Below are 17913 nucleotides of genomic sequence, written 5' to 3'. Positions count from 1 at the left end.
GAGCGCCTTATGAGCGAACCGCAATTGGTTGCCGGAGAAGATCTTCGGCGCGATGTTGACCTTTGCCCTTCAGCGCAGGCCATCTCGTGAAAGCCCTCCTGTCGCTTGAGCCGGGCGGCCCCGAGACGCTGCGCCTGAAGGAGGTTCCTCTTCCTCAACCTCGCCGCGCAGAGCTCCTGGTCCGTGTGCGGGCATGCGCAATCAATTTTCCCGATACGCTCATCATCGAGGACAAATATCAGCTGAAACCGGAACGGCCCTTCGCTCCGGGTGGAGAAATCGCCGGCGAAGTCGTCAGCCTGGGTGAGGGGGTCACCGGTTGGTCTGCGGGCGATCGCCTGATCGCAGCGACCGGCTTTGGCGGGCTTGCCGAGCAGGTGATCGTTCCTGCCGAACGCGCGGTCCCATTACCCCTGGAGCGGAGCTTCGAGGAAGGATCCGCGCTCCTGATGACTTATGCGACCGTGATCCACGCACTCGTGGACCGCGCCAGGCTGCAGCCGGGGCAGACCCTTCTCGTTCTTGGAGCAGCAGGGGGTATTGGGATCGCGGCCGTCGAGATTGGAAAGGCTATTGGCGCGCGGGTGATTGCTGCGGCCTCGTCAGATGAGAAGGCACGGGCAGCGACCAAGGCGGGCGCCGACCTTGCGATCGTCTATCCCACGGGTCCCTTCGATCGTGACGGCCAGAAGGCGCTTTCCGCCCTGTTCAAGGATGCTGCTGGTCCCGCGGGGGCCGATGTCATCCTCGACCCTGTCGGCGGCGACTATACGGAGCCGGCACTGAGATCGATCGCGTGGGAAGGTCGCTTCCTCGTGGTTGGTTTTCCTGCCGGTATCGCCCGCCTTCCGCTCAACCTCACGCTTCTGAAAAGCTGCGATGTGTGCGGCGTTTTCTGGGGCGCCTTTGCAGCGCGTGATCCTCGCCGCAACGCTGCGCATGTCGAACAGCTCTTTCGCTGGTGGGACGAAGGGAAGATCACCCCCAGGATCAGCGCCACCTATCCGCTGGAGCGCGCTGGAGAGGCTATCGCAGCACTTCGGGAAAGAACCGCCGTCGGCAAGCTGGTGGTCGTCCTTTGAGCCTGTCGAGGCGGCGCGCCGGCCGGATCGCGCGCGCCGTCTTCTGGGCGGCCTTCTGCTTCACTTTCGTCATGGCGGTTCTGCCGCATCCGCCCGAAGTTCCGGGCCAGCCCAATGACAAGGTCCAGCATATCGCAGCGTTCGCCACCCTCGCGCTGCTTGGAAGTCTCGCTTACCCCGCTGTCCGTCTGCTCAGTCTCCTCGTGGGCCTTTCCCTGTTCGGTGCGCTGATCGAGATGGTGCAAGCCATTCCCGCGCTCCAGCGCGACAGTGACGTGCGCGACTGGATCGCGGATACGATTGCAGCTGCAGCCGTGCTCCTGGCGGTTCGGTGGTGGCGTTCACGGCGCTAGCGTTGCCTACGGCGCGGCGCGGCCCTATCTGCCCCGGCGAATGCACAAGGGGAACGCATGACCCAGTTTGACGATCGCGAGCGCGCCTTCGAATCCAAGTTCGCACATGACGAGGAGATGAAATTCCGGATCACGGCGCGGCGCAACCGGCTGCTCGGTGAATGGGCCGCGCGCCAGATGGGACTGACCGAAGCGGAGGGCGAATCCTACGCAAAGGACGTGGTACGATCCGACTTCGAGGAAGCGGGCGAGCATGATGTGATCCGCAAGGTGCTCGGTGATCTCACGTCAGCGGGCGTCGATTGCGACGAGGAGAAGGTGCGCGAAGCCCTCCGTAACAAGGAGATCGAGGCGCGCCGGCAGATCATTGAAAGCACCAACCTCTGATGCCGATGGCCGCGAGCGAGATCGAGCGCCTGATCAAGACGTCGATACCCGACGCGGAGGTGACAATTCGCGATCTTGCCGGCGATGGCGACCACTACGCAGCGCGCATCGTGTCGAAGAGTTTTGAGGGAATGAGCCGCATCAGACAGCACCAGACTGTCTATGCAGCGCTTGGGGGCCGGGTCGGGGGTGAGCTACATGCGCTGCAGCTCGAAACTGCAGTGCCTCAATCGGAGACGAAAAGTGAGTGATGCCCAGAGCCGAATCGGCCAGATCGTGAAGAGCAATGACGTGGTCCTGTTCATGAAGGGAACTGCGCTTTTCCCGCAATGCGGCTTCTCGAGCCGGGCAATTGCAATCCTCGATCGTATCGGCGCCAGATACGAGACGGTCGACGTGCTTCAGGATCCCGAAATCCGATCTGGCATCAAGGACTATTCAGACTGGCCAACGATCCCGCAGCTCTATGTACGCGGCGAATTCGTCGGCGGTTCGGACATCATGATGGAGATGTTCGAGAGCGGGGAGCTTAAGGAACTGATCGGCCAGGAAGTCTGATGGCGGACGCCTGAAATGGAGAAGGGGTGGTTCAGCTGGACCAGAGAACCGCTGAACCACCCCTTCATGGCGTGGAACCAAGTGGACGGCATTACTGTAGCAATGCGCGTGCCAAACTAAAAAAACGGCAGATTTCTGGTACTTTCTTCTGGTAGCAAGGATGGACAGAACCGGCGTGCGTAAGAATTTCCGACAGATTTCACCTGGAGCGACTGCCGTTGGCACTTTGCCTCGTGTCCCGGGTTGGATGAAGCGGTGAGTCGCTCTGATCCTTCGCCGGTCCGTTTTGGCGGGGCCAAGCTGTTTTGCGACCTGACCCAAAGCTGGTCAGACGTCGGAGGCGGTGTGCGCACCTATCTGCTGCACAAGCGCCGGCATATCCTGGAGGCAACCCCCCACCGCCACTTGATGATCATCCCGGGGCCCAATGATTCGGTTATCGAACAGGAACGGGCGATCACCGTGACGATCCGCTCGCCCCAGGTTCCCGGAAGCCCGCATTACCGGCTGATGCTGCGCAACGGTGCAGTCCGGCGGGCGCTGGAAGAATACCGGCCGGACCTCATCGAGTGCCAGGACGCGTACAACTTGCCGTGGGCCGCGATCGCCTACCGGCGCAAAGCTCCCCAGACAGCCCTGATCGCAGCCTACATGACCGATTTCCCCACGGTCTACGTCGAGCGCCCGCTGTCCAGGTTCATCACGAGGCCTGTTGCAGGAATACTCGGGCGTGCAGCCTACGCCTATTGCGGAGCGCTGTACCGCCGGTTCGATTCCGTTTTCGCGCTGAGTGAAAATGGCGGTGCGGCCAAGCTTCGGGCGCTCGGCATCAATGAAGTCGAGGCGGTACCGCTGGGTGTCGAAGTGGGCGAGTTCGGGCCAACGAAGAGAGATCCAAGACTGCGTCAGGGCCTGGGCCTTGCGGACAACCAGCCACTCCTAATCTACGTCGGCAGGCTGGACGGCGAGAAAAAGCCCGATGTCGTGGTGGACGCCTTCCGCCGTCTCCCGGAAACCCTCGGCGCCAAGCTCGCACTCCTTGGTGAAGGGCCGTTAAAGGCCGACATCGAGGCGCTTGGAGACGAGCGCATCGTCATGCCGGGTTACGTGAACAACCGTGCCGAACTCGCGCGTTGGCTCGCGAGTGCGGACGTCTACGTATCCGCCATGGCTGACGAAACCTTTGGAATTTCGATCATCGAGGCGCAGGCCTCCGGCCTGCCGGTCGTCGGGGTCGCTGCCGGCGCGATGCTCGACCGCGTGAGGGAAAGCATGGGTCGCCTCGGGCCCGTGGGCGATGCGGTGGCAATGGCTGAGAACGTCCGGTCGGTTTTGTCGAGCGAGCGCTTGGCGATGGCCAGCGCGGCGCGGGCCCACGCGCTTCAGTTCAGCTGGGACAGCAGCATGGAAGCCCTGTTCGGCCGGGTATACCCGGCAGCATTCGAGCGTCGGCGCGAGCGTCAGCTGGCTCTTTCGGGAGCGGCGGCACTCGCCGCCTAGCCGGTTCAACGGGCATTCAGCGGCAGGACTGAAAATCAGGTGATGCATTCGAGGCTAATCAGTATCGTCATGCTCGCGTCGCTTGCGGCTGCGCCGTCGGCAGCGGCATCGAAGGCTGCCAGGAAATCCGTGCCGAAGGCTCCTTCTACACTCGCTCCGAAGCTCATCCAGAACTGTGATTCGCACAAGTTCGAAACAGTCGTCGACTCCCTGATCGACGGACAGCCCCACCAGTCGAAGGTCAAGCTCTGCGGGGTGGAGGGTCAGAGCGACGCCGAGTGGATCGAGACGCTTCGCGACGCGATCAAGAAGCTCGATGCCAACAAGGACATGGCGGGCCCCCAAAGGGACCAGATCGTCACTGCCATCAAGACCGAGATTGCGCGCCTGACGATCCTTGGAGCTGGACCGGTTCTCCCGCGTCGGGGGAGCGAAGCGACGGCTCTCCCTCAATCGCCGTTGTCACGCGATTACGCGACCTTGCCGCCGCTCCCTGTACCCCGCGAGACGGCGCCCCCGCCAAGGGACGTTCGACGCGAGGGGGCCGCGGGCAGCGATAGCTCGACGGCCGCCGTGCAGAAGGACTTTGCCCAGCTGCCTCCGATGCCCTCGCCCCTTCCGGCGGCAGCCCCGCCGGCCGCGACTGCGGTGCTTGCTCCGGCACTGCCACTCCGTCTCAACTTCGGTTGCGACACTCCTGGAGACCTTTCGTCCGACGCGCCCTGTGCGGAGTTCGAGCGTGAAACGAGGGTTACCGTTCATGCCGGCGAGGACATTCCGGCCGGTACTCTTCTCGAGTTCGTCCGCAACGACCATCCTCAGGCGCAAGTGGCGCTTGGCGGCCTTCGCCGCGGAGGCATGCTGCAGGTTGTGCTTCCTGCGAAAGTCTGCAGCGGCTTTGCGACGGGCAAGCTCGAGCTGAGGGTTGTCCGGGACGATGGAAATGGCGTGCCGCGGCCGCTCAGCAGCGAAGGGCCTTACAGCTTGCGCTGCTAGCAAGCAGGCGGGCGCCGTGGCACAGGCAGCGCATGGAAGCGCCCTATGCGAAGCTTGAGCAGCTGGAGCCCGGCATCGCGCGGGTGCTCGCGCATAATCCGTCCGCTTTCACATACTACGGGACACAGACATATCTCCTCGGCATCGACGAGGTCGCAGTGATCGACCCTGGCCCAGACATGCCAGAGCATATCGAGGCGCTTGAGAAGGCAATTGCGGGAAGACCCGTTGCCGCCATCATGTGCACTCACACTCACCGCGACCACAGCCCGGCTGCAGGGCCGCTTGCGAAGCGGGTCGGTGCGCCTGTCATCGGCTGCGCGGCGCTGGCGCTGGAGACTGTCGGTCCCAGGGCCGATGCTTCCTTCGATGGCGATTATGCGCCCGACCGCGTGCTCGCCGACGGCGAGACGGTGCATGTCGGCGGCGATGCGATATGTGCGGTCGCGACCCCCGGACATACCTCCAACCATCTGTGTTTTGCCTATCGCGGCGCCTTGTTCAGCGGCGATCACGTGATGGGCTGGTCGACCACGGTGGTTGTACCGCCCGATGGCGACATGGCGGCCTACATGCTGAGCCTCGACAAGCTGAGGCATCGCAATGACCGGACCTATTACCCGGCGCACGGACCGGCCGTTCAGAAGCCGGCCCAGTACGTCCGCCACCTGGTGGGTCACCGGATGCAGCGTGAGAAACAGATCCTCACCCTCGTGCGCGAGCGTTCAAGGGCGGTCCCCGATATCGTCGCCAATGCCTACCCGAGCCTTGATCCGCGTCTGGTCATCGCCGCGGGCGGCTCCGTGCTCGCTCATCTAAGGGACCTTGAGCGGCGAGGCCTCGTTAAACAGCAGCAGGACTTATGGACAGTCGTGTGAACCAGCCTCTGGTGCTCGTCATGGTCGCGGTTGCGCTGATCCTCGGCTTGCTCGTTGGCGCGGTCACCGGAATTGCCGGCCGGATCTTCGGTGGTCCAAATCCCAGGACGATCGCATCGGCGAGCCTTGAATCGATGCGCGCGCAGAATCGCCTGACGGTGTTCGCCGCCCGATACGTGTCGGTGGTGACGAGCGAGCAGGAGCGGCTCGGAGGACTTCTGAGCTCTGAACGGACGCTGATCCTGCCAGGCGACGTCCGCTATGAACTCGACTTGTCAAAGCTGCAGGCAAGCGACGTCAGCTGGGACGGATCGGCGCATTCGCTCAAGGTCCGGCTCCCCGAGGTCGAAGTCGCGGGACCCGACGTCGATATCAACGCCGTTAAGGAATATGGGAGCGGCGGGGTATTCTCCAGCCTCACCAACGCGAGCCAGCAGCTGGACACTGCCAATCGCGAAAAAGCGGTGGCTGACCTTCGCAAGCAGGCGACTGCGGCAATGCCGATGCAGCTTGCTCACCAGGCCGCACGGACGGCGATCGAGCGAAGCTTTGCCATGCCCCTGGTTGCAGCGGGCTTCAAGGACGTGAAAGTTCTCGCGCGCTTCCCGACGGAAGGGGACAAGGACGCTTCCTATATCGACCTCTCCACCCCATATGAGGAAGCAATCCAGGAAGCGGAGCGGCGAAGGGCTGCTCAAGGGCAAAGATGACTGTTCAGACCTCCAGCCTCAAGGGTCTTGATCTGCTTAAGGAGATCGGACGCCTCAAAGACGAGCGCAATGCCGTCATCCTCGCGCATTACTACCAGAAGCCAGAGATCCAGGATCTCGCCGACTTTGTCGGAGACAGCCTCGATCTATCGCGTAGGGCCGCCGAAACGGACGCCGATGTGATCGCCTTTTGCGGCGTTCGCTTCATGGCGGAGACCGCCAAGATCCTTTCGCCTGAAAAGATCGTGATATTGCCCGACATGGATGCCGGCTGCAGTCTCGAGGATTCTTGCCCGCCGGACCAATTTGCTGCGTTTCGAGCAGCGCATCCCGACCATATCGCGCTCACCTACATCAATTGCTCAGCAGCTGTGAAAGCGCTGTCGGACATCATCGTGACCAGCAGCAGCGCGGGCGTGATCCTCGAACAGATTCCAAAAGACCAGAAGATCATCTTCGGACCCGACCGGCATCTTGGCGGATACCTCGCCCGCAAGACCGGGCGCGACATGCTGCTCTGGCCTGGCATCTGCATCGTGCACCAGGCGTTCAGCGAGACCGAACTCCTGAAGCTCAAGGCCGAGCATCCGAATGCGCCGGTCGCAGCCCATCCGGAATGTCCTCCTCACATCGTCGATCATGCAGATCTTGTCGGCTCGACCAAGGCCATCCTGGACTTCGCGCTGAGCAGTGAAGCCCAGACGATCCTCGTCGCCACCGAGCCACACATCATTCACCAGATGCAGAAGGCCGCGCCCCACAAGGTCTTCATCGGTGTTCCTGGCGGCGACGGAAACTGCAACTGCAACATGTGCCCGTACATGGCGCTCAACACGCTGGAAAAGCTCTATGCAGCGCTCCGCGATCTTGAGCCGAGGATCGAGCTTTCACCCGAGGTCATGGAGCGTGCCCGCATTCCGCTCGAGCGCATGCTGGAGATGGCCGGCCGCACGGTTGGCCAAGGAGATGTGGGAAGACCAGTGCTGCCCGTCATCGATCATCCCGGGGAGATCGATCCGGCGATCAGCGGCGACTGATCCACTGGGCTCGGACGACGAGAATATTTGCCCGAAGAGGTCGTTTCGGGGTTTAAACGGAACAGCCCGGTGCCAAAGCCGTTAAACGGCCGGGCTGATGTGCTGCTGTACGTCTACTGACAAGCACGGCCCGCCGTAACCAACCGCCATTGCGAAACATGACGCGAGAATTCTCGTTAGAATGGCGAAACAACGAGTGAGAGACTGACAAATGCGCAAACTCAACAAGATCGTCACCGCCGCTGCACTCGCGGTCACCGCCGCCGGGTCGGTCGCAGTGCCTGCCGACGCTAGGACGCGTCACCGCCATTATTACAGCAGCACCCGTTACCACTATAAGTATTGCCGCCGCTCGTCGGCTGCGACCGGCAAGGTCGTCGGCGGCGTTACCGGCGCGGTGGTCGGCCATAGCCTGCTTGGCCACGGCCTGCTCGGCACGGCAGCCGGCGCCGTTGGCGGCGTCGTCGCGGGCGGAGCCATCGACCGGACGCTCACCGCGCCCCGGCGCTGCTATTATCGTTAAGCGTTGAAGCGGGCAGATGCCCGCCTACGCCGAACAACGTAAAACGGTACGGCCGCGGGAGCGCATTACGGCGCTCGCCGCGGTCGCCATCGTTCAGGCAGGGCTCGCGATTGGCTTGCTCACGGGCCTTCGTGTCGACGTCACCCACCCAGGCGAGATCGTCGAGCGGCTCGTCAGCATCACGCTCCAGAAGCCGCCGCCGCCTCCGCCCCCGGTTCAACCTCCACCCCGTCCCCGGCATCAAGAGGCTGCAGCGCCCAAGGCAGCGCCTGACAAGCTTGGGGGATCGCCGGGTCCTCAGCCCGCGCATGCGCCGCCCTCAGTGACGCCGATCGTGGCAGTGAAGCCGACTGCCGCACCCTCAGGGGGAGGCACCGGAACCGGTCCCGCGCTCGGGCCAGGCGCGGGCGGGGGGACTGGAGGAAACGGGTACGGGGAGGGAGACGGCGGGACTGACCTTGAGCATATCTCCGGGGATATCGGGCAATCGGACTATCCCCGCGATCTCGGCAGGGCAGGAGTGGGGGGACGTGTGAGTGTCACCCTGACGGTCGAGCCGACAGGACGGGTGAGCGCGTGCCGTCTCGACCGCTCGAGCGGAGTCCCGGAACTCGACTCACTGACCTGCCGTCTGATGCAGCAGCGCTTCCGGTTTCGCCCGAGCACCGATCGCTACGGGCGTCCCATCCGCGACGAGGTGGATTGGGACCACGACTGGATCCCGCCGCGCGGCTAGGAGACGGGAGAGGAAGAGCCCACCGGCTCGTCATTTTCCGCCAGACGTTCGGCCCGCCCCAATCGAGGCCAAAGGCGATGTGGAAATCAATCAGATCGCGTCGCCGTTGTCTCGATAGTCGTTGCCGCAGGATGATGTTTTTCGAGATGCTTCTTGATGATCTTCAGGTTGCGCGTGTTGGACCGAAAGAACAGGGTTGGGAGAACTCCCACGACCGGAACGACGGAAAATAGACCGAGAAGCCAGTTCGTCCCGACGTTTCCGCTCATTCGAGCCATCTGCCATTTGGACATGCCAAGATTCTTGGCTTCCCAAACGATATAGGCTCCGAGCGCCGCTGCCGCGATGTCCCCGACGATCGGCACGAGGTCCAGGATGACGTCGAGCCCGACGTCCCGCCGAGTACCCGGAATGACGAATAGATGCTCGAGCAGACGTTCCATCGTCTCGACACGCTGGCGGACGGACTGTGGATCCGAATCGAGCTTGGGAAGGTGCAGTCGGTGATCGTCCGTCGCCATCTCAGTCAGACCCTGGCTGTTGTTGCAGGCCCGTGAGCGTGTGACGTGCGTAACGGTTCCCCGCGAAGTTCTGGACGCGGGCCGAGACGAGTGACCAGCGGACGGGCGCAGTGATCGGAATGAAAAGCTCCGCTTCGTCGATCCGGGCCGCCGCCTGAACGAGCAGGGCATAACGTTGCGCGGGCACAGGTGATTGACGCGCGGCCTCCATCAGCTCGTCTGCCTGTTGGTCGCAGACGGGCGTGATATCGCACCGGAAACGGCGAACGAACCACGAGGCGGAGGTCGAGGGCGCGACCTCGTCCACAAGTGCAAAATCGGCCTCGATCGGCCTTTGCGCCCGTTCGACTGATATACCGATCGCACCCCAGTCGCGCCTGATCTCCTGAAACAGGAGATCAGCGCCCGGTCCGGCCGGCAGGAATACCTCTATCACGGGCTTGTTCTTGCCCAGCAGCCGATCGCTTTGGCTGCGCAGCGCCGCGATCCGGTCGCCAAGGGGCGTTCCGATCCACGACGGCGCCAGCGGTGCCGGCATGCCGTCGAGACCGGGTTCGAGCAAGGTCGCACGCGGCGCAAGGTCGGGAACTCCAAGCGCGCCGATCAGATTGCCCCGGTCGATCGCCTGCGCGAGGAGCTGCCGGACTTCGGGATTGTCGAGCGGGCCGCCGGCTCGCATCGGGACGAACCCGAACAATCCCGAGGCGGGGTCAAATCTCAGCGCCCCGCGCGGCAGCTGCACCTGCCGTGCGAGCGGCAGGTCGGCAAATGTTCCGCCAAGAAGGAGATCGGTCTTGGACGCGGCAAAGTCGGTGATCGCAGCGCTGGCGGGGGCGCCCGCAAGCAGGACTTCCTCGCGCTCGAGCTGGCCTTCGTCCCCATTGCTGATCTCGCGGCTGAGACGAACTTCTCCTCCGGGCCCGCCGGTCGAGACGGCGGTGAAAGGACCAGTGCCACTGCTCCCGCGGAGGATGGCGAGCTCGGGTTGCGCCAATAGCGAGAGCAGCGTGGGCCGCGGCGCGAGCAGCTGGATCTCGATGACCCGGTCGGTCATCGCCACCACATCCTCGATTGCGCCGAGGGAGTCCCGGAGCGGATTGCGACTGCGCTCCGCCAGCTGCCGCTTCAGCAGCCGCGCAATCTGCTGCGCAGTGATCTGCTCGCCGTCCGGCCATTTGGCCGACGCGATCCTGAAGATGTAGCCAAGACCATCCTCGCTGACGTTCCAGCGCTCTGCGAGTCCCGGCACGATATTGCCGTTCGCGTCGAAGCGCACGAGCCCCTGGGCGACACTTGCAAGGAGCACGGCATCTGCCGGTGGGAGTGGACCAAGGGACGGATCGCGCAGACGCGGGGCTCCGCCGATCACGACAGCCTTCAGCGCACCTCGAGGCTGCTCGTGGCAGGAGCCGGTAGCCAGCGACAAGGCGCACAACAGCAGCAAGGCGATGTGACGCCGCATCTGCGCCGATTTACCGGCAACGCCTCATTCAGCAAGCACTGGATATTGGCTCCAAGCTGTATTAGTTAAGTAAGGCAGTTACGTGGGTGCCGCTGAGATGAGGCTGGAGGAGAGGGACGCAATCTGGACTCGTGACGGCGTTCCCATCGAGGAGCTGCCCGATCCGTTCCCGCCAGAGGCGCCGCCGCCGGTTGAAGCCGAATCGTCCAAACGCCGCCGTTGGCCGCTTGTCCTTTATGCGACGGCAGCACTGATCGCGGTGACGCTGATCTGGCTGGTCATCACTGCGCCCCTGTCGCGGGCCCTGGAGCCACTCTCCGACCCCGCCTTGCTCCTCATGAGCGATGACGGGCATCCGATTGCGCTTCGGGGAGCGATCAAGGAGGCACCCGTCGACGTCGCCAAGCTCAATCCGCTGACGCCTGCTGCCTTCGTGGCCATCGAGGACCGGCGCTTCTATCGCCATTGGGGGGTCGACCTGCGCGGAATGGGGCGGGCCTTCGTTGCGGACATGCGCGGGGGCGGCGTTCGGCAGGGCGGAAGCACGATTACACAGCAGCTTGCCAAGACGAACTTCCTGTCGGGAGATCGAACGATCAAGCGCAAGGCCCAGGAAGTCATTATCGCTTTCTGGCTGGAGGCGTGGCTGACCAAGCAGGAGATCCTGTCCCGCTATCTGTCGAGCGTCTATTTCGGCGATGGAGTCTACGGACTGCGTGCGGCCTCCCACCATTATTTCCACCGCGATCCGCAACAGCTCAATCTCGCGCAATCCGCGATGCTTGCCGGGTTGGTGCAGGCGCCCTCCCGTCTGGCGCCGACCCAGCATCTTGCAGCAGCTCAGAAACGCGGCCGGCTCGTCCTCCGCGCAATGGCGGATACAGGCGTGATCAGCGAGGCGCGCGCCAGTGGCACTGCGGATGCGAGGCCCGTGGTGCAGGAGGCAAAGCTTCCAGCCGGAACCTATTTTGCCGATTGGGTCGCACCCTCTGCGGCAGGCGCCTTTGAATCCGGCTTTGGCCGCGTGAAGGTGCAGACAACGCTCGACCGGACCTTCCAGCGTCTTGCCGAGCGGGCTGTGAACCGTGCCTCGATCGGTGATGCACAGGCGGCACTGGTTGCCATGCGGCCTGATGGCCGCGTCGTCGCGATGGTGGGAGGCAGGAGCTACGCCCAGTCTTCGTTCAACCGGGTCACCCAGGCACGGCGGCAGCCCGGTTCCGCATTCAAGCTCTTTGTCTATCTGGCTGCACTGCGCGCGGGCTGGACGCCCGACAGCATGATCGCCGATTCACCGGTGACCATCGAAGGCTGGACGCCTGAGAACAGCGACCGTGTTTATCGCGGCCGGATCACTCTGCGCGAGGCATTCGCGCGCTCGAGCAACGCCGCAACAGTACGTCTGATGCAGCAGGTCGGCCGCGCAAACGTCATTCGCGCCGCGAGAGATCTGGGCATTACCACCCCCCTGCCGGACAAGCCGAGCCTTGCGCTAGGCACCGCGGGCGTCAGCCTGCTCGAGCTGACTTCCGCTTACGCTGCGGCTGAAAGCGGCCGATACCCCGTAGTGGCGAGAGGGCTCCCAGCCGAGCAACAGGCTGAAGGTCTCAAGGCGTTCTTTCGGACGGCAGGAGTCCTCGACCCGGACCGCGATCGTGGTCCCATGTTCGACCTCCTCTATGCAGCGGCGAACAACGGCACCGGCCGCCGGGCTGCCCTTCCTGTTCCCACTTTTGGAAAGACGGGCACGACGCAGGAAAACAGGGACGCGCTTTTTGTGGGCTTTGCCGGAAACCTGGTCGTTGGAGTTTGGGTCGGCCGCGACGACAACCGGTCTCTTGGAAAAATCAGCGGGGGCACCGTTCCCGCCGAAATCTGGCACAATTTCATGAGTTCGGCGCTCGCAGTCGATCACGAGCGCGGCCCAGCGCTACCCCCCGGCTTTCACCGGCCGGACCCGGAGCAGGAAAGCAAGAGCCCGCTTCCGCGCGAATGGAGCAATTCGACCAAGCCGCTCCGTGATCTCGTCCGGCAATTGGACGACCTCATCGGAGGTCGCTGAAAGCCTTAACGAAAGTTCATGTCGCGCCCCTGACATTTTAACCGTTCCTAAACCACGGACCGGCAGATTCCCCTCAGCCTGGGTCGGGTACAGGGTTGCACAGGCGGTAGGGCTCGATCCCGTTTGTCAAAGCCCATGATGGGAGACCAGAGATGGCGAAGTTTATGAAGCTGTTCAAGAATGAAGAAGGCGCAACGGCCATCGAATACGGCCTGATTGCTGCGCTGATTGCAGTCGCTGCCATTGGGGCGATGCAGGGCATCGGCAACAAGCTGAATACGACGTTCAACAACGTTTCAAATTCGCTCGGCTAAGAAGTTTCGTCAAACCCGAATAAGCGGCGGCGCCTTTCGCGTCGCCGCTTTTCTTTTGCCCGTTAACCTCTTCCACAACGGCCCTTATTGCGGCACTTGAGCCGCCAATGTCAGTTGAGGGGGTAATGAAGCGCTCATTGGCGATGCTGGGCCTACTTTTCTCGGTACGCGCCGGCGCCGAGGCGCGGCCCATCCTTTATGATCCTGTATCGCTCAACATCGGCGTGAACTGCCAATGGCAGTCGCGGTGCATGGTGCAGCAGCACAGGGCGATGAAGCGCGCCCTCAACTATGTCGCGAGAGAGCGGCCCCCACAGTGGCGGGTGCAGCTGTGCAATCGGAACGCAAGAAGAGCTGGCAACCGCGTCGATTGGATTGGTTTCGATCACTGCATCGGCAACCGCGCGCTGAAACCCGTAAGGCGAATGCGCCGCTAGCTGCGTTTAGTCTCCGGGGCTGCGCGCAAGGCCGTTCTTTGTTACTGTTGTTGTCGCGAAGGAGCATCCAATGGCTCGCACCCGCGGCATCAACAAAAGAGCGCCACGCATCGATATTCATCAGCCGGCAGTTCTCATCAACGCGGACGGCGTACGGTCCCAAGTCGTCGTCCTTGATGTGTCGAGTGGGGGATTTCGGCTGAAGGTCTCCGATTTTCTGTTGCGAATTGGCGAGTTCGTCACGCTTCGTGTGGAACATAGCGAGGAATTTCCAGCGCAGATCCGATGGGCTTTGGGGGACGAAGCGGGCGGGATCTTCCTGGAGCCGGTCGCCTACGAACGATGGACGTGATCCGACCCCAATTTCCTCAGTCCTGGCTAACGATACCTTAACGTCGATGGGGCATGATCTGCTTCTCGTCGAACGTGCATTTGGTGTGCGCTAGGGACGTGGGGATCCTGTGGGCAGTTTTAGCCGATTACTCAGATCATCTAGCGAGTCCGCGCAGGAGCCCGCGGAGGCACAGCCTTCGCGCGCAGAGGGTCTGATCGAGGAATTCGAAGCCAGCGAGAAAGGCTGGTTCTGGGAAACCGAGCGCGACGGTACGCTGTCATACATCAGTGAAAGCGTCGCAAGGACCCTCGGACGAGAGCTGGGCGATCTCCTCGGGCGGCCTTTCGCCGATCTAATCTCCACGCGGACCGAGGACAGCGGCCCGTCTGAGCGCACGCTTGGATTCTATCTTTCCTCCCACGTCGCCTTCCAGGACCTGACGGTAAGGGCCAGAAGCAAGAACGAGATCTGGTGGTCGGTCTCAGGAAGGCCGATTCACGACCAGGTCGGCCGTTTTTTCGGTTTCCGCGGATTCGCTTCTGATCTCACCAAGATGAGACAATCCGAAGTGGAGCTGGACCGTCTGGCACGGCAGGACTCGCTTACCGGGCTTGCCAACCGGGAAGCCCTGCGGCGGGCACTCGACGATGCGCTGATAAGCGCCAGCCGCAGGAAGCACCGCTGCTCCGTTTTCCTACTCGATCTCGACCGCTTCAAGGCCGTCAACGACACGCTGGGTCACCCGGCGGGCGATACGCTGCTTCGCCTGGTTGCTCTGAGGCTCACAGACGAAGTCGGGGATCTTGGTCAGGTTGGGCGGCTGGGGGGCGACGAATTCGAAATCGTTCTCCCGGCGGTCTCCTCCGAAGCCGACCTATCGCGCCTTGCGCAGGCCATCATTGATAGCCTCACGCGCCCGTACTTCATCAACGGCACGAACGTCACCATCGGGGCTTCTGTCGGGATCGTAACTTCGGATTATGATGATCGCACGGCCGACGATCTCATGCGAGACGCCGACCTTGCCCTCTATGCGGCGAAGGCGGCGGGAAAAGGGACTTACCGTTTCTACGTGCCCGAGATGCACGAGGAAGCACGCGAGCGGCAGCTCATGGAATCGGACCTTCGCGTCGCTATCGAGAAAGGCCAGCTGAGCGTTGTCTTTCAGCCAAGCGTGGATGCGACGACCGAAGTCCTCACGGGTTTCGAAGCGCTGGTGCGATGGACCCATCCAGAACATGGTCCGGTCAGCCCAGTGCAGTTCATTCCGCTCGCCGAGGAATTCGGCATCATCAACGAAATTGGCGAATGGGTATTGCGGGCGGCTTGCACCGAGGCGGCCAAGTGGCCGCGTCACGTTACGGTCGCGGTGAACCTGTCGCCGGTTCAGTTTAAGGCACAGTCACTGCCTACCATGATCAGAACGGTGCTGAGCGAAACCGGTCTTGCCGCAAAGCAGCTCGAGCTAGAGATCACGGAAGGGGTATTCCTGAGCAACGACGATCATGTTCACGAGATGATCGCCAGCCTCAAGAACATCGGCGTCAAGCTCGCCCTCGACGACTTCGGAACCGGCTATTCGAGCCTTAGCTATCTTCAGCGCGTCCCGTTCGACAAGATCAAGATCGACCAATCCTTTGTACGCGGCGCTTCCGACCCCAACAGTCGCAACGCCGCGCTCATCCGGGCAATGGTGGGTTTGGCGTCGGATCTTCAGATGACGACGACTGCCGAAGGCGTCGAGACGCAGGACGAACTGCTGCTTGTGAGGAAGCTCGGCTGCTCGCTGGTGCAGGGCTATATATTCGGCAAGCCAATGCCAGCCGAGGAGGCCTTCAAGCTCGCCTCGTCAAACAGCTCGGTCGCGCCGGACGGGTTCAAGAGGGCCCGTGAAACGCGCGTCAGGACCATCAGGGCCGCTGTGGTGCACCATGGAGGCAAGGTCATCCCGGGCCGCCTCAAGAACATCTCGTCGGGCGGCGCAATGGTCGAGGTCGTGGGGGAGCTGCCGGTGGGAGCGGAGATACGCCTCGACTCCTCATTCGGGTTCCTGATCGACGCGAAAGTCATCTGGACCAAGGGCGGCCAGACAGGAATGCAGTTCCGCGAACCGTTCAATCTCAAGCTGTTGCAAGCGGCAAAGCCGGGCCGGATCTAGTCGAGCTCAAATTGACCAGTTGGGGAAATGGTGGAGCCGAGGGGGATCGAACCCCTGACCCGTAACCATTGGAAAACAAAGACATTTTTCTGAGCGGCTGTTACCGTTGGTACACCCAGATGTAACAGTTCAGCGAGCTACGGCAAGCCTCCCGATGCGCCACCATTGCGCGGACCTTCAAGGCAAGGCATTTTATCCACAGGGGGAGTGGCGTGGCAGATCGCAGCAGCATCGAGTGGACAGACGCTACTTGGAACCCAGTAACGGGCTGCACCAAGATCAGTCCGGGGTGCGACCATTGCTATGCCGAGCGGTTCGCTGAACGGTTCCGTGGTGTAGCTGGCCATCCCTTCGAGGCCGGGTTTGATCTGACGTTGAGGCCGGAGCGGCTGGCCCATCCGCTTAGCTGGCGCAGGCCTCGCATGGTGTTCGTAAACTCCATGAGCGACCTATTTCATAAGGAAGTGCCGACCGCCTTCATCGATAAGGTATTCGACACCATGGAGGCCGCCGACTGGCATACCTTCCAAGTCCTCACCAAGCGTAGTTCCCTTATGAGCCGGTACTTGCAAAAGCGGTACGCAGAACGCCCGCCGCCGGGTAATGTATGGTTGGGGGTGTCCGTCGAGGATGGCGCTAGGAAGAGCCGTGTCGAACATTTGCGATCAGCTCCCGCCGCTGTCCGGTTCCTGTCTGTAGAGCCGCTCTTGGGGCCGGTCGGGAAGCTAAAGCTCCAAGACATTCATTGGGTAATCGTTGGTGGTGAAAGTGGCCCGCGTGCGCGACCAGTTGCGCTGGAGTGGGTGCGTGAGGTCCGCGACCAGTGCTTAGCGCAGCAAGTCCCCTTCTTCTTCAAGCAATGGGGCGGGCTGCGCCCTAAGACTGGTGGCAGGACTATCGAGGGCAGGGAATGGAATGAGTTCCCCAGTTGCCCAACTCTAGCTGCATGACCGTTCGCGCCCGTAAGCTCGACGTTACGGTAGGCCCGTGGGCGAAGGAGAAGCTCCAGGCGCTTGCGGATTACCTTGAGTACTACAACACCGTTCTGAAGAAGCAGGCTTGGCTCACGGGAACCATCTTCATCGATGGGTTCGCTGGAGCAGGGTACTCGCAGATCAGAGCGAAGTCGGACCCCAACCCGAGGCTCATTGACCTAACGGATGAGGAGCAATCCGAGTTCATAGCAGGTTCCCCTCGCGTCGCGTTGGAGCTGAAGACGCCCTTCCAGTTCTACCTGTTCATTGAGCGGGACGACCTTCGCAGGGCAGAGCTTGAGAAGCTCATCGCTGAGTTCCCTGATCGTGTCATTCGGGTCAGGGGCGGCGATGCGGGTACTGTTATCTCAGAGGTACTGTCCAAGCGGGATGACTGGAGCAAATACCGTGGAGTTGCCTTCCTCGACCCGTTCGGCACCCACTTGCCGTGGACCACTATTGAGCAGCTAGCTGCGACCAAGTCATTCGAGGTCTTAATCAACTTTCCCCTCCAGATGGCTATTCAGCGGCTGATACCCAAGGAAGGCGAGATTGATGAGGAGTGGCGCGGCCACTTCGATGAGTACTTTGGAACTGAAGAGTGGTTCGGTGAGGTCTATCAGCACACCGAGGGGCTGTTCGGCTGCGAGCTGAAGAAACGCGATGACTACGGCAAGCGCCTCCTACGGCTCTATCTCAAGCGCCTTGAGGCGGCGTTCGGCCATGTCTCGCCAGCTAAGCTGATCTGCAACACGAAGAAGCATTCACTGTACTACCTTGTTTGGGCTGGCCCTCATGCCGCTGGGCTGAAGGGTGCGCAGCACATCCTCAGCAAGGGGCAGCACGTTAGGGTCTAGGCCGCTGACACTAGCTTTCATTGCTCGAACGCTG

21 protein-coding genes are annotated in these 17913 nt (G+C 62.3%); 19 read left to right on the top strand and 2 right to left on the bottom strand.

All coding sequences use genetic code 11. The features are described from left to right. The first annotated feature begins 86 nt into the window (after positions 1-86). The 12 genes from V8192_RS10250 (at position 87) to V8192_RS10195 (ending at position 8760) form a co-directional block, all read left to right on the top strand. Positions 87-1082 carry an NADPH:quinone oxidoreductase family protein gene (locus V8192_RS10250; RefSeq protein WP_341632974.1) on the top strand — a complete coding sequence of 332 codons (996 nt, stop codon included), beginning with the start codon at positions 87-89 and terminating at the stop codon, positions 1080-1082. Continuing rightward, positions 1079-1435, top strand: a complete 357-nt coding sequence (locus V8192_RS10245) for a VanZ family protein (protein WP_341632973.1) — start codon at positions 1079-1081, stop codon at positions 1433-1435. Before V8192_RS10250 ends, V8192_RS10245 begins: the two co-directional genes overlap by 4 nt. 57 nt (positions 1436-1492) lie before the next feature. Continuing rightward, a complete protein-coding gene (locus tag V8192_RS10240; RefSeq protein ID WP_341632972.1) occupies positions 1493-1822 on the top strand; it encodes a DUF1476 domain-containing protein in 330 nt (109 codons plus the stop codon). Continuing rightward, complete coding sequence (locus V8192_RS10235; protein WP_341632971.1) at positions 1822-2073, top strand: BolA family protein; 252 nt, start codon at positions 1822-1824, stop codon at positions 2071-2073. Before V8192_RS10240 ends, V8192_RS10235 begins: the two co-directional genes overlap by 1 nt. Beyond that, entirely contained in the window at positions 2066-2380 is a 315-nt protein-coding gene (grxD, locus tag V8192_RS10230; protein WP_341632970.1) for a Grx4 family monothiol glutaredoxin, read from the top strand. The genes V8192_RS10235 and grxD overlap by 8 nt, the downstream gene beginning before the upstream one ends. A 255-nt stretch (positions 2381-2635) precedes the next feature. Further along, on the top strand, positions 2636-3880 hold the full coding sequence (locus tag V8192_RS10225; protein WP_341632969.1) for a glycosyltransferase: 1245 nt from the start codon (positions 2636-2638) through the stop codon (positions 3878-3880). A 42-nt stretch (positions 3881-3922) separates the two neighbouring features. Next, positions 3923-4876 (top strand): hypothetical protein, encoded by a 954-nt coding sequence (locus V8192_RS10220; protein ID WP_341632968.1) that lies wholly within the window; start codon positions 3923-3925, stop codon positions 4874-4876. A gap of 32 nt (positions 4877-4908) precedes the next feature. Continuing rightward, complete coding sequence (locus V8192_RS10215; protein WP_341632967.1) at positions 4909-5754, top strand: MBL fold metallo-hydrolase; 846 nt, start codon at positions 4909-4911, stop codon at positions 5752-5754. Continuing rightward, a complete protein-coding gene (locus V8192_RS10210; protein WP_341632966.1) occupies positions 5739-6464 on the top strand; it encodes a DUF4230 domain-containing protein in 726 nt (241 codons plus the stop codon). Before V8192_RS10215 ends, V8192_RS10210 begins: the two co-directional genes overlap by 16 nt. Then, positions 6461-7501: a quinolinate synthase NadA gene (gene nadA, locus V8192_RS10205; RefSeq protein WP_341632965.1), complete on the top strand. Its 1041-nt coding sequence runs from the start codon at positions 6461-6463 to the stop codon at positions 7499-7501. Before V8192_RS10210 ends, nadA begins: the two co-directional genes overlap by 4 nt. Before the next feature lie 211 nt (positions 7502-7712). Next, positions 7713-8024: a hypothetical protein gene (locus V8192_RS10200; RefSeq protein ID WP_341632964.1), complete on the top strand. Its 312-nt coding sequence runs from the start codon at positions 7713-7715 to the stop codon at positions 8022-8024. 16 nt (positions 8025-8040) lie between these two features. Next, positions 8041-8760, top strand: coding sequence for an energy transducer TonB (locus V8192_RS10195; RefSeq protein WP_341632963.1), 720 nt, complete (start codon positions 8041-8043; stop codon positions 8758-8760). Between the two features lie 86 nt (positions 8761-8846). On the opposite strand, the gene V8192_RS10190 is transcribed toward V8192_RS10195, so the two are convergent. Then, positions 8847-9281 (bottom strand): DUF4112 domain-containing protein, encoded by a 435-nt coding sequence (locus V8192_RS10190; RefSeq protein ID WP_341632962.1) that lies wholly within the window; start codon positions 9279-9281, stop codon positions 8847-8849. Position 9282: 1 nt separating this feature from the next. Further along, positions 9283-10743, bottom strand: a complete 1461-nt coding sequence (locus tag V8192_RS10185) for an ABC transporter substrate-binding protein (RefSeq protein WP_341632961.1) — start codon at positions 10741-10743, stop codon at positions 9283-9285. Between the two features lie 97 nt (positions 10744-10840). On the opposite strand from V8192_RS10185, the gene V8192_RS10180 reads away from it, so the two are divergent. The 7 genes from V8192_RS10180 (at position 10841) to tcmP (ending at position 17879) form a co-directional block, all read left to right on the top strand. Beyond that, on the top strand, positions 10841-12805 hold the full coding sequence (locus tag V8192_RS10180) for a transglycosylase domain-containing protein (protein ID WP_341632960.1): 1965 nt from the start codon (positions 10841-10843) through the stop codon (positions 12803-12805). 152 nt (positions 12806-12957) lie between these two features. Next, complete coding sequence (locus V8192_RS10175) at positions 12958-13119, top strand: Flp family type IVb pilin (RefSeq protein ID WP_341632959.1); 162 nt, start codon at positions 12958-12960, stop codon at positions 13117-13119. A 125-nt stretch (positions 13120-13244) separates the two neighbouring features. Next, a complete protein-coding gene (locus V8192_RS10170) occupies positions 13245-13556 on the top strand; it encodes a hypothetical protein (protein ID WP_341632958.1) in 312 nt (103 codons plus the stop codon). A gap of 70 nt (positions 13557-13626) precedes the next feature. Beyond that, on the top strand, positions 13627-13908 hold the full coding sequence (locus tag V8192_RS10165; RefSeq protein ID WP_341632957.1) for a PilZ domain-containing protein: 282 nt from the start codon (positions 13627-13629) through the stop codon (positions 13906-13908). Positions 13909-14017: 109 nt separating this feature from the next. Next, the gene (locus tag V8192_RS10160; RefSeq protein WP_341632956.1) at positions 14018-16048 is read left to right on the top strand and encodes an EAL domain-containing protein; all 2031 of its coding nucleotides are present in this window, start codon (positions 14018-14020) and stop codon (positions 16046-16048) included. A gap of 212 nt (positions 16049-16260) precedes the next feature. Continuing rightward, positions 16261-16998, top strand: coding sequence for a DUF5131 family protein (locus V8192_RS10155; protein WP_341632955.1), 738 nt, complete (start codon positions 16261-16263; stop codon positions 16996-16998). Beyond that, positions 16995-17879, top strand: a complete 885-nt coding sequence (gene tcmP, locus V8192_RS10150; RefSeq protein WP_341632954.1) for a three-Cys-motif partner protein TcmP — start codon at positions 16995-16997, stop codon at positions 17877-17879. Before V8192_RS10155 ends, tcmP begins: the two co-directional genes overlap by 4 nt. Positions 17880-17913 lie beyond the last annotated feature (34 nt).

It is taken from the genome of Sphingomonas agri (assembly GCF_038148795.1).
GTDB classification, from domain to species: domain Bacteria; phylum Pseudomonadota; class Alphaproteobacteria; order Sphingomonadales; family Sphingomonadaceae; genus Sphingomicrobium; species Sphingomicrobium agri.
Note: the sequence above shows the minus strand (reverse complement) of the source record. Positions and strands in the feature narration are given on the sequence as shown.

Bases quoted from the DNA above. Each gene is read 5' to 3' on its own strand.
- V8192_RS10210 (WP_341632966.1), top strand. From the start codon at position 5,739: ATGGACAGTCGTGTGAACCAGCCTCTGGTGCTCGTCATGGTCGCGGTT.
- V8192_RS10170 (WP_341632958.1), top strand. From the start codon at position 13,245: ATGAAGCGCTCATTGGCGATGCTGGGCCTACTTTTCTCGGTACGCGCC.
- nadA (WP_341632965.1), top strand. From the start codon at position 6,461: ATGACTGTTCAGACCTCCAGCCTCAAGGGTCTTGATCTGCTTAAGGAG.
- V8192_RS10200 (WP_341632964.1), top strand. From the start codon at position 7,713: ATGCGCAAACTCAACAAGATCGTCACCGCCGCTGCACTCGCGGTCACC.
- V8192_RS10220 (WP_341632968.1), top strand. From the start codon at position 3,923: ATGCATTCGAGGCTAATCAGTATCGTCATGCTCGCGTCGCTTGCGGCT.
- V8192_RS10180 (WP_341632960.1), top strand. From the start codon at position 10,841: ATGAGGCTGGAGGAGAGGGACGCAATCTGGACTCGTGACGGCGTTCCC.
- V8192_RS10175 (WP_341632959.1), top strand. From the start codon at position 12,958: ATGGCGAAGTTTATGAAGCTGTTCAAGAATGAAGAAGGCGCAACGGCC.
- V8192_RS10215 (WP_341632967.1), top strand. From the start codon at position 4,909: ATGGAAGCGCCCTATGCGAAGCTTGAGCAGCTGGAGCCCGGCATCGCG.
- V8192_RS10185 (WP_341632961.1), bottom strand. From the start codon at position 10,743: ATGCGGCGTCACATCGCCTTGCTGCTGTTGTGCGCCTTGTCGCTGGCT.
- V8192_RS10235 (WP_341632971.1), top strand. From the start codon at position 1,822: ATGCCGATGGCCGCGAGCGAGATCGAGCGCCTGATCAAGACGTCGATA.
- V8192_RS10240 (WP_341632972.1), top strand. From the start codon at position 1,493: ATGACCCAGTTTGACGATCGCGAGCGCGCCTTCGAATCCAAGTTCGCA.
- V8192_RS10195 (WP_341632963.1), top strand. From the start codon at position 8,041: ATGCCCGCCTACGCCGAACAACGTAAAACGGTACGGCCGCGGGAGCGC.
- tcmP (WP_341632954.1), top strand. From the start codon at position 16,995: ATGACCGTTCGCGCCCGTAAGCTCGACGTTACGGTAGGCCCGTGGGCG.
- V8192_RS10190 (WP_341632962.1), bottom strand. From the start codon at position 9,281: ATGGCGACGGACGATCACCGACTGCACCTTCCCAAGCTCGATTCGGAT.
- V8192_RS10165 (WP_341632957.1), top strand. From the start codon at position 13,627: ATGGCTCGCACCCGCGGCATCAACAAAAGAGCGCCACGCATCGATATT.